Origin of the sequence: Variovorax sp. Varisp85 (genome assembly GCF_047304045.1) — a bacterium.
Taxonomy (GTDB): Bacteria; Pseudomonadota; Gammaproteobacteria; order Burkholderiales; family Burkholderiaceae_C; genus Variovorax.
The window spans coordinates 116,666-126,876 of the sequence record NZ_JBGLYN010000004.1; the positions used below are offsets into that span (position 1 = coordinate 116,666).

The following is a 10,211-nucleotide window of genomic DNA, read 5'->3' on the forward strand; positions in this document are numbered from 1 at the left end:
CAGCCGGAGAAATGGGCCTTGCCGGACGGGCCCGAATGGCTTGCACGAGCCTGACCAGATTCGTCATCCGAATTCCGTACACTTCGCGCCTCGCCTCATTGCCTGTCTGTCTGCCTGTCCGGAGCCCCGCTCATGAAATTCCGCTTTCCCATCGTCATCATCGACGAGGACTTCCGCTCCGAGAACACCTCGGGCCTCGGCATCCGCGCGCTCGCGCAGGCCATCGAGACGGAGGGCTTCGAGGTGCTGGGCGTCACGAGCTACGGTGACCTGAGCCAGTTCGCACAGCAGCAAAGCCGGGCCAGCGCCTTCATCCTGTCGATCGACGACGAGGAATTCACCATCGGCCCCGACCTCGATCCGGCCGTGCTGAACCTGCGCAACTTCATCGGCGAAGTGCGGCGCAAGAACGCCGACGTGCCGATCTACATCTACGGCGAGACCAAGACATCGCGCCACATCCCGAACGACATCCTGCGCGAACTGCACGGCTTCATCCACATGTTCGAGGACACGCCGGAATTCGTGGCGCGCCACATCATCCGCGAGGCCAAGAGCTACCTCGAGAGCGTGCAGCCGCCGTTCTTCAAGGCGCTCATCGACTACGCGGAAGACGGCTCCTACTCGTGGCACTGCCCGGGCCACTCGGGCGGCGTGGCGTTCCTGAAGAGCCCGGTGGGCCAGATGTTTCACCAGTTCTTCGGCGAGAACATGCTGCGCGCCGACGTCTGCAACGCGGTGGAAGAACTCGGCCAGCTGCTCGACCACACTGGCCCGGTGGCGGCCAGCGAGCGCAACGCGGCGCGCATCTTCAATGCCGACCACTGCTTCTTCGTGACCAACGGCACCAGCACCAGCAACAAGATGGTGTGGCACCACACGGTGGCCCCGGGCGACGTGGTGGTGGTCGACCGCAACTGCCACAAGTCGATCCTGCACGCGATCATCATGACCGGCGCGATCCCGGTGTTCATGAAGCCCACGCGCAACCACTTCGGCATCATCGGCCCCATTCCGAAGAGCGAGTTCGAGCAGAGCGCCATCAAGGCCAAGATCAAGGCCAATCCGCTGCTGGCCGACGTGGACGCCGACAAGGTCAAGCCGCGCGTGATGACGCTCACGCAATCGACCTACGACGGCGTGATCTACAACACCGAGACCATCAAGAACATGCTCGACGGCTACGTCGACACGCTGCATTTCGACGAAGCGTGGCTGCCGCACGCGGCCTTCCACCCGTTCTATGGTGCCTACCACGCGATGGGCAAGCGCCGCGTGCGGCCGAAGGAATCGCTGGTGTTCGCTACGCAATCCACCCACAAGCTGCTGGCCGGCATCAGCCAGGCCAGCCACGTGCTGGTGCAGGACTCGCAAAACCGCCAGCTCGACCGCGACCTGTTCAACGAGGCCTACCTGATGCACTCGTCGACCAGCCCGCAGTACGCGATCATCGCGAGCTGCGACGTGGCAGCCGCCATGATGGAGCCGCCCGGTGGCACCGCGCTGGTGGAAGAGAGCATCCTCGAAGCGCTGGACTTCCGCCGCGCCATGCGCAAGGTGGAAGAAGAGTTCGGCAAGGACGAGTGGTGGTTCAAGGTCTGGGGCCCAGAGAAGCTCGTCGACGAGGGCATCGGCCGCGCAGAAGACTGGATCATGCAGGGGGAGAAGAGCGGCAAGCCGAAGAACAAGAAGTCGCCGCGCAACTGGCACGGATTCGGCGAGCTGGCCGACGGCTTCAACATGCTCGACCCGATCAAGTCGACCATCGTCACGCCGGGCCTCGACCTCGAAGGCAACTTCGCCGAGACCGGCATTCCCGCGAGCGTGGTGACCAAGTTCCTCGCCGAGCACGGTGTGATCGTGGAGAAGACGGGCCTCTACAGCTTCTTCATCATGTTCACCATCGGCATCACCAAGGGCCGCTGGAACACGTTGCTCACGGCGTTGCAGCAGTTCAAGGACGACTACGCGCGCAACCAGCCGATGTGGCGCATCCTGCCCGAGTTCTGCCAGCAGCACCCGGGCTACGAACGCCTCGGCCTGCGCGACCTGTGCCAGCACATCCACCAGCTGTACGCGCGTTTCGACGTGGCGCGCCTCACGACCGAGATGTACCTGAGCGACCTGACGCCGGCCATGAAGCCCAGCGACGCCTTCGCCCACATCGCGCACCGCAAGACCGAGCGCGTGGAGATCGACGAGCTCGAAGGCCGAATCACCACCAGCTTGATCACGCCGTACCCGCCGGGCATTCCGCTGCTGATTCCTGGCGAAGTGTTCAACAAGAAGATCGTCGACTACCTCAAGTTCTCGCGCGAGTTCAATACGCAGTGCCCGGGCTTCGAGACCGACATCCACGGCCTCGTGGCGCGCATCGACGAGACGGGCAAGAAGCGCTACTACGCGGACTGCGTCAAGGAAGCGAAGTAGGCCGCGGCCGAAGTCGTTCGAGGGGTGGTCAGCCCTCGCGAACGCGCATGAAGCGCGCGAAGCGGGGCAGGCCCTTGGCGGTGGTGCCGTTGTAGCGGTAGGTCACCCAACTGCCGATGGCGGGTGGGTTCTCCCGTTCGGCATCGGTCAGTCCGGTGCCGAGCTTGAAGCGCTTGCCGTCTGACGTCTCGACCACCAGTGCGCCGAGCCGGGCGCTGTGCCGGCCCTTGCCGGCCACGTGCTCGATCACGCGGGCCTCGGCGTCTTCATAGGGCTTGACCTTCAGCAGGTCGCTGTTGCGCTCTCCGCGGTACTGGGAACTGCCGCGGTGGAGCATCAACCCCTCTCCGCCCATCTTGATTGTCTTGTCGAGCAGCGCCTGCAGCTCTGCATGCGTGGTCGCGCGCTGCTGCGGCACCGGCACCACCCAGGGAGCGTCGGTGATGGGAAGCAGGTTGCGCAGCGCGGCCAGCCGCGTCGTGAAGTCGCCGCCCTGGGCGGGCAGGTCGAACACCATGAAGCGCATCTCGTGCCATGCGACATCGTTGGGCGTCTGGCTGCGCACTGTCGACATCGCATGGGCGAAGCGGCCGCGTCCGGCCCACAGCTCGCCGTCGAGCGGTTGCCTGGGCAGCGGGGCGGTGAACCATGCGGGCGCCATGATCCGCTCGCCGCCGCGCGTCCAGAGCTGCTTGCCGTCCCAGTAGCCGCACACGCCGTCGTACTTCTCGCTGACCCAGTAGTCGTTCAGCGACATGCCGGGGCGGTAGACGTCGGCCAGCATCAGCGAGGGCGCTGCCTCGCGCGCGAATGCGGAGGGCGCGACGATCACGCCGAAAACGGCAAGCAGCAAGGAGCGTCGATTCAGCACGATGTGTGAAATGGGTTGCGCAGCACGGCCGTTTGGCAGCCGTGCCGGGGTTTGGCGCAGGACTACTCGGCCATCCCTCCGACGACGTTGCTGAAGCCGCCGTCCACATAGGTGATCTCGGCAGTCACGCCGCTGGCCAGGTCGCTCAGCAGGAAGGCGGCCACGTTGCCGACTTCCTCGATGGTCACGTTGCGGCGGATCGGCGAGGCGTCGGCTACCGCCGCCAGCATCTTGCCGAAGCCCTTGATCCCGCTGGCCGCCAGCGTCTTGATGGGGCCCGCGCTGATACCGTTGACGCGCATGCCCTTCGGGCCGAGCGAGGCGGCGGTGTAGCGCACCGAGGCTTCGAGCGAGGCCTTGGCCAGGCCCATGGTGTTGTAGTTGGGCAGCGCGCGTTCGGCGCCCAGGTAGGTCAGCGTGAGCAGGGCCGACTTGTCGTTGAGGTAGGGCAGGGCCGACTTGGCCATGGCCGGAAAGCTGTACGCACTGATGTCGTGCGCGATCTTGAAGCCTTCGCGCGAGAGCCCGTCGAGGAAGTCGCCCGCGATGGACTCGCGCGGCGCGAAGCCGATGCTGTGCACGAAGCCGTCGAACTTCGGCCAGGTCTGTGCGAGGTCGGCGAAGAGCTTGTCGATCTGCGCGTCGTCGCCCACGTCGCAATCGAAAATCAGCTTCGAGCCGAAGTCTGCGGCATATTCGGTGATACGGTCCTTGAATCGCTCGCCGACATAGCTGAAGGCGAGTTCCGCGCCCTGCTCATGGCAGGCCTTGGCAATGCCATATGCAATGGAGCGATTGCTCAACACGCCGGTGATCAACAGTTTTTTGCCGGAAAGAAAGCCCATGAAGTTGCCTCGTGAAAATCTTGGGCAGAATTCTCGCATGCGAGGTTGGCTGCTTCCGGTTGTGTTGGCTCTCTCGGCGGCTCCCTCGTGGGCCGCGCATGCGTACGCCCAATTTGGCGACATCAAATATCCCCCGGGTTTCACTCACTTCGACTATGTGAACCCCGACGCTCCCAAGGGCGGCGAAATGCGGCTGGTGCCGCCCACCCGGCCCACCAACTTCGATAAGTTCAATCCCTTTACGCTGCGTGGGACCTCGCCCTCGGGCGTCGGGTCCTTGATGATCGAAAGTCTGCTGACGGGCAATTCCGAAGAACCGACGACCGCCTACGGACTTCTGGCCGAGGACGTCGAGGTGGCACCGGACCGGCTCTCGGCCACGTTTCGCATCAATCCCAAGGCACGCTTCAACGACGGCTCCTCGGTGCTTGCGGCCGACGTGGTGTATTCGTTCAACACACTGAATGGCCCGCTCGCTTCGCCGCAATACCGCACCATCTACGCAGAGGTCAAAAAGGCCACGGCCATCGGCGATCGCACGGTGCGCTTCGATTTCGCGAGCCCCAACCGCGAGTTGCCGTTGGTCGTCGGCGGCATGGCGGTGTTCAGCCGCAACTGGGGTGGCGGCAAGCCTTTCGACCAGATCATCACCGAGGTCCCCATCGGCTCGGGCCCCTACAAACCTGCCAGCGATCGCATGGGGCGCGATATCACCTATGTGCGCCGCGCCGACTACTGGGGCGCCGACCTGCCCGTGCGCAAGGGCCTCTACAACTTCGATCGCGTGACCTACAAGGTCTACCTCGACGAGACCGCGCGCTTCGAGGGCCTGAAGGCGGGCGAGTTCGATTTCATGCGCGAATTCACTTCGCGCAACTGGGCGCGCCAATACAAGGGCAAGCAGTTCGACAGCGGTGAGATCGTCAAGCGTGCCTTCGAGAACCACAATCCAGGCGACTTTCAGGGCTACGTCTTCAATATCCGCAAGGACAAGTTCAAGGACCCGCGCGTGCGTCAGGCCATCGGCCTCGCGTTCGACTTCGAATGGCTCAACAAACAGCTGTTCTATGGCATCTACACCCGCGTGCAGGGCTACTTCCCCAACAGTGAGTTCCACGCCGAAGGACTGCCCAAGCCGGATGAGCTGGCGCTCATGGAGCCGCTGCGCGGCAAGCTCAGACCCGAAGTGTTTGGGGCGGCCCCGATCCCGCCGAGCACCGCGCCGCCGGGCAGCCTGCGCGAGAACCTGCGCCGGGCTCGTGCGCTGCTGGAGCAAGCCGGATGGACCTATCGCGATGGCGCGTTGCGCAACGCGAAGGGCGAGGCCTTCACCATCGAGTTCCTGAACGACCAGCCGGGCCTGATCCGCGTCGTGACGCCCCTGCAGGCCACGCTGCGCAAGCTCGGCATCGAGATGACGTTTCGCACGGTCGACTTTTCATTGGCGCAGCAGCGTATGCAAACCTTCGACTTCGAGATGACGTCGTCGCGCTTGCCCGGCAATACAGCGCCGGGAGGTGAACTGCTCGAGCTGTTCGGGGCGAAATCTGCCGAAACACCGGGTTCGGCCAATGTCTGGGGTATTGCGGATTCTGCCGTCGATGCAGTGATCGGCAAGGTGCTCGCCGCTACCACGCGACCCGAGCTGGCCACGGCGATGCGCGTGCTCGACCGTGTGCTGTCCCATGGCTATTACTCCATTCCCCAGTATTACGGCAGCGCTTTCCTGGTCGGCTACCGACCGGCGCCGTTCGGGCTGCCGCCGACCATTCCGCCGTACTACGATGTCGGCGACTGGGCGCTTTCCACGTGGTGGGCGTCGCCCGCCAACAAGTAGCCCCGCCACACGGAACCAAAAAGCCGAATGTTCAGCTACATCCTCAAGCGCCTGCTGCTGATGATCCCGACGCTGCTGGGCGTGCTCATCATCACCTTCGGCGTGATCCAGTTCGTGCCGGGTGGTCCGGTCGAGCAGATGGTGGCGCAATTGCAGGGGCGCGACTCGGGCGGCGAGCGTGCTGCTTCGAGCGGTGCTGGATACCGCGGCCGGCAGGGCCTCGACGCGCAGCGCATCGAGGAGATCAAGAAGCTCTACGGCTTCGACAAGCCCGCGCACGAGCGCCTGTGGACCATGCTGAAGTCGTTCGCGCGCTTCGATCTGGGCACCAGCTTCTATCAGCGCAAGGACGTGTGGCAGCTCGTGAAGGAGAAGATGCCGGTGTCGATCAGCCTCGGGCTCTGGACCTTCTTCATCAGCTACCTGATCGCGGTGCCACTGGGTGTGGCCAAGGCGGTGCGCGCCGGATCGCGTTTCGACTTCGTCACCACGTTGATCGTGCTGATCGGTTATGCCATCCCGGGTTTCGTGCTGGGCGTGGCGCTGCTCGTGATCTTCGGCGGGCAACTGCAATGGTTTCCCCTGCGCGGGCTCACCTCACCCAACTGGGAGAGCATGAACTGGGGCGCACGCATCGTCGACTATCTCTGGCACATCGCGTTGCCCGTGACCTCGATGGTGCTCGGCAGCTTTGCGGTCACTGCAATGTTGACGAAGAATTCCTTCCTCGAAGAGATTCGCAAGCAATACGTGCTGACGGCGCGCGCCAAGGGCCTGTCGGAGCGTCAGGTGCTCTGGAAGCACGTGTTCCGGAATGCGCTGATCCCGATCATCACGGGCTTTCCGTCGGCCTTCATCGGCGCATTCTTTACGGGCTCGCTGTTGATCGAGACGCTATTCACGCTCGACGGGCTGGGCCTGCTGAGCTACGAGAGCGTGATCCGGCGCGACTATCCGGTCGTGCTGGGCACGCTCTATCTGTTCACGTTGATCGGTCTGGTCACCAAGCTGATTTCAGATCTCTGCTACGTCTGGGTCGATCCGAGGGTCAAGTTTGATTAGCGCCACTGTTGTTTCCGTGAGCCCGGGTCGTCGTGCCTGGCGCCGCTTTCGCCGCAATCCGCTGGGGTTCTGGAGCCTGGTCGTTTTCTCGATCCTTGTCGTGCTGAGTCTGTTCGCCGAAGTCCTGTCGACCGACAAGCCGCTGGTTGTTCGCTACGAGGGCCAGACCTATTTCCCCGTGCTGCGCGACTATTCCGAGAAAACCTTCGGTGGCGACTTCGAGACGCCTGCCGACTACCTCGATCCCTTCATCCGCAAGCGCATCACCGATGGCTCCAACTGGGCGATCTACGCGCCAAACCGCTACGGTCCACGCACATTGAACTACTTTGCGTCGCAGCCAAATCCGGCGGTGCCATCGGCCGAGAACTTCTTCGGCACCGATGACCGAGGCCGCGACTTGCTGGCGCAGCTCATCTATGGTTTCCGCGTGAGCGTGCTGTTCGGCCTGGCGCTCACCGCCATCGGCACGGTGCTGGGCGTGGTCGCCGGTGCCGTGCAGGGTTACTTCGCCGGCAAGACCGACCTCGCGTTCCAGCGTTTCATCGAAATCTGGGGCTCCATGCCGGAGTTGTACCTGCTGATCATCTTCAGCGCGATCTTCGCTCCCAGCGTGGCACTGCTGCTCATTCTGCTGAGCCTGTTCGGTTGGATGGGCCTGGCCGATTACGTGCGCGCGGAGTTCCTGCGCAACCGCCAGATGGACTATGTGCGCGCCGCGCGCGCTCTGGGCGTCGGCAACCTGCAGATCATGTGGCGCCACATCCTGCCCAACAGCATGGTGCCGGTCGTCACTTTCCTGCCGTTTCGCATGAGCGCGGCCATCCTGGCGCTGACCTCGCTCGACTTCCTGGGCTTGGGCGTGCCGCCGGGCACGCCGTCGCTCGGCGAGCTGCTCAGCCAGGGCAAGGCCAACATCGATGCCTGGTGGATCTCGATATCGACCTTCGGCGTGCTCGTCGTTACCCTGATGCTGCTGACATTCATGGGCGACGCGCTGCGCGACGCACTCGATCCGCGCAAGGCCGACAAATGATGAACGATCCGCAACTCAAGCAGGCCCTGCTGGACGTGAAAGGCCTGCGTGTCGCGTTCGGCGGCAAGGAGGTCGTGCACGGCATCGACTTCCAGATGGCCGCCGGCGAAAAGCTCGCGCTGGTCGGCGAGTCGGGCTCGGGCAAGACGGTCACGGCGCTGTCGCTGCTGCGGCTGGTGCAGAACGCCGATGTCACCGGCGTCGCAAGGCTCTTCGGTGACGCAGCGCCGCAAGGCGTGCGCGACCTGCTGTCGATTCCGGAGCGCCAACTGCACGGCATCCGCGGCAAGGAGATCGCAATGATCTTCCAGGAGCCGATGACCGCGCTGAATGCGCTCTACAGCGTCGGCGACCAGATCGCGGAGGTGCTCGAACTGCATGAGAGTCTGTCGGCTCGCGCCGCGCAGGCGGCCGCTGTCCAGTTGCTGGCCGATACCGGTATTCCCGAGCCGGCGCGACGGGCGAGGGCGTTTCCGCACCAGCTCTCGGGCGGCCAGCGCCAGCGCGCGATGATCGCGATGGCGCTCGCCTGCAAGCCGCGCCTGCTGCTGGCCGACGAACCGACCACCGCGCTCGACGTCACGGTGCGCGCGCAGATCCTGGAACTGCTGGCCGATCTGCAGCGCAAGTACGGCATGGCCGTGCTGCTCATCACGCACGACCTGAACCTGGTGCGTCGTTTCGCCGATCGCGTGGTGGTCATGGAGAACGGCCACGTCGTCGAGCATGGCGCCGTGGCGCCGGTGTTCGATGCCCCGCAGCATCCCTATACGCGCAAGCTGATCGACAGCCATCCGCAGCGCAATGTGGCGGCCGTTGCCGCGCGTGCCGACGCAACGCCCGTGATCGAGGCGAAGGCCCTGCGCGTGATCTACCCTGTGCCGAGGCCCGGCATCGCCGGCTGGTTCCGAAAGGGCGAGTTCGTGGCGGTGCAGGGCGCGGATTTCCGCATCGTGCCGGGCGAGACGCTGGGCGTGGTGGGTGAATCGGGTTCAGGCAAGTCGACGCTTGCGCTGGCGGCGCTGGGGCTCTTGAAGCACCAGGGTGCACTGGAGGTCGCGGGCAAGGGCTGGGCGGTCGATCGCGCCTCCGATCTCGGCTTGCGCCGCGTCATGCAGGTGGTGTTCCAGGACCCGTTCTCTTCGCTGTCGCCGCGCATGACGGTGGAGCAGATCGTGGGCGAGGGGTTGCGCGTGCATGCACCCGAACTCGACATCGGAGCGCGCCGCGCCCGCGCGCTCGCCGCACTGGCCGACGTCGGGCTGACGGAGGCCCAGTTCCCCTCGCTGCTCGACCGCTATCCGCACGAGTTCTCGGGCGGCCAGCGGCAGCGCCTGGCGATCGCCCGCGCGCTGATCGTCGATCCGCAACTGTTGGTGCTCGACGAGCCGACCAGCGCGCTCGACGTGACGATCCAGAAGCAGGTGCTGAGCCTGCTGCAGCGCCTGCAGCGCGAGCGGGGGCTGAGCTATCTGCTGATCACGCACGACGTGGAGGTGATCCGTGCCATGGCGCACCACGTCATCGTGATGAAGGACGGTGCCATTCTCGAAACCGGGCCGGTCGAGCGAGTGCTCGACGCGCCCGATCACCCCTACACAAAAAAGCTGGTGGCCGCCGCGCTACTGGAATAAACGGAGATTGCAGGAAATGTCGGAAATCGGACGCGACCGGCGCGGCGCCTGGCGCGCGGCGCTGGCCTGCATGGTCACCCTTGCGGTGGCGATGGGCCTGGGGCGCTTCGCCTTCACGCCCATGCTGCCCATCATGCTGCACGAGGGAAAGCTGGAGCTGGCGGCGGGCGGGGTGCTGGCGTCGCTCAACTACCTGGGCTATTTCCTCGGCGCGCTGAGCTGCGCGGCCATCGGCATCAAGGCTTCGAGCATGGTGCGCGGCGGATTGGCGGCCACGGCGGCCCTGCTGATCGGCATGGGGTTGCTGCACAGCTTTACCAGCTGGGGCGTGCTGCGTACGGCGGCGGGCGTGATGAGCGCCTGGGTTTTTGTCTTTGCCTCGGGCTGGGGGTTGCGCCGCCTGTCGGAAACGAACGCGCCAACGCTGGCCGGGGTGATCTACACCGGGCCGGGCATCGGCATCGCCATGACCGGCCTGCTCGGCGGGGTGCTGGGG

Annotated in this window: 8 protein-coding genes; 6 read left to right on the plus strand and 2 right to left on the minus strand. The window is 64.8% G+C overall.

The genetic code is table 11. The annotated features are described in order from the left end of the window. Positions 1-132 precede the first annotated feature (132 nt). Positions 133-2,430, plus strand: a complete 2,298-nt coding sequence (locus tag ACCC97_RS03475; RefSeq protein WP_413311685.1) for an Orn/Lys/Arg decarboxylase N-terminal domain-containing protein — start codon at positions 133-135, stop codon at positions 2,428-2,430. Between the two features lie 28 nt (positions 2,431-2,458). Here ACCC97_RS03475 and ACCC97_RS03480 read toward each other — a convergent pair whose 3' ends face one another. Both ACCC97_RS03480 and fabI read right to left on the minus strand, forming a co-directional pair. Beyond that, positions 2,459-3,301: a DNA ligase gene (locus ACCC97_RS03480; RefSeq protein ID WP_413331583.1), complete on the minus strand. Its 843-nt coding sequence runs from the start codon at positions 3,299-3,301 to the stop codon at positions 2,459-2,461. Between the two features lie 62 nt (positions 3,302-3,363). Next, positions 3,364-4,146 carry an enoyl-ACP reductase FabI gene (fabI, locus tag ACCC97_RS03485; protein WP_130424770.1) on the minus strand — a complete coding sequence of 261 codons (783 nt, stop codon included), beginning with the start codon at positions 4,144-4,146 and terminating at the stop codon, positions 3,364-3,366. 37 nt (positions 4,147-4,183) lie between these two features. Here fabI and ACCC97_RS03490 point away from each other — a divergent pair, with 37 nt between their 5' ends. From ACCC97_RS03490 to ACCC97_RS03510, 5 genes are all read left to right on the plus strand, one after another. After that, positions 4,184-5,983, plus strand: a complete 1,800-nt coding sequence (locus tag ACCC97_RS03490; RefSeq protein WP_413331591.1) for an extracellular solute-binding protein — start codon at positions 4,184-4,186, stop codon at positions 5,981-5,983. A gap of 27 nt (positions 5,984-6,010) precedes the next feature. Next, the gene (locus tag ACCC97_RS03495) at positions 6,011-7,045 is read left to right on the plus strand and encodes a microcin C ABC transporter permease YejB (protein ID WP_413311690.1); all 1,035 of its coding nucleotides are present in this window, start codon (positions 6,011-6,013) and stop codon (positions 7,043-7,045) included. Next, positions 7,038-8,081: an ABC transporter permease gene (locus ACCC97_RS03500; protein WP_413331584.1), complete on the plus strand. Its 1,044-nt coding sequence runs from the start codon at positions 7,038-7,040 to the stop codon at positions 8,079-8,081. The genes ACCC97_RS03495 and ACCC97_RS03500 overlap by 8 nt, the downstream gene beginning before the upstream one ends. Next, on the plus strand, positions 8,078-9,715 hold the full coding sequence (locus ACCC97_RS03505) for an ABC transporter ATP-binding protein (RefSeq protein ID WP_413331585.1): 1,638 nt from the start codon (positions 8,078-8,080) through the stop codon (positions 9,713-9,715). The genes ACCC97_RS03500 and ACCC97_RS03505 overlap by 4 nt, the downstream gene beginning before the upstream one ends. Before the next feature lie 16 nt (positions 9,716-9,731). Next, positions 9,732-10,211 (plus strand): YbfB/YjiJ family MFS transporter (locus ACCC97_RS03510; protein ID WP_413331586.1); only part of this gene is annotated, 480 nt, incomplete at its 3' end.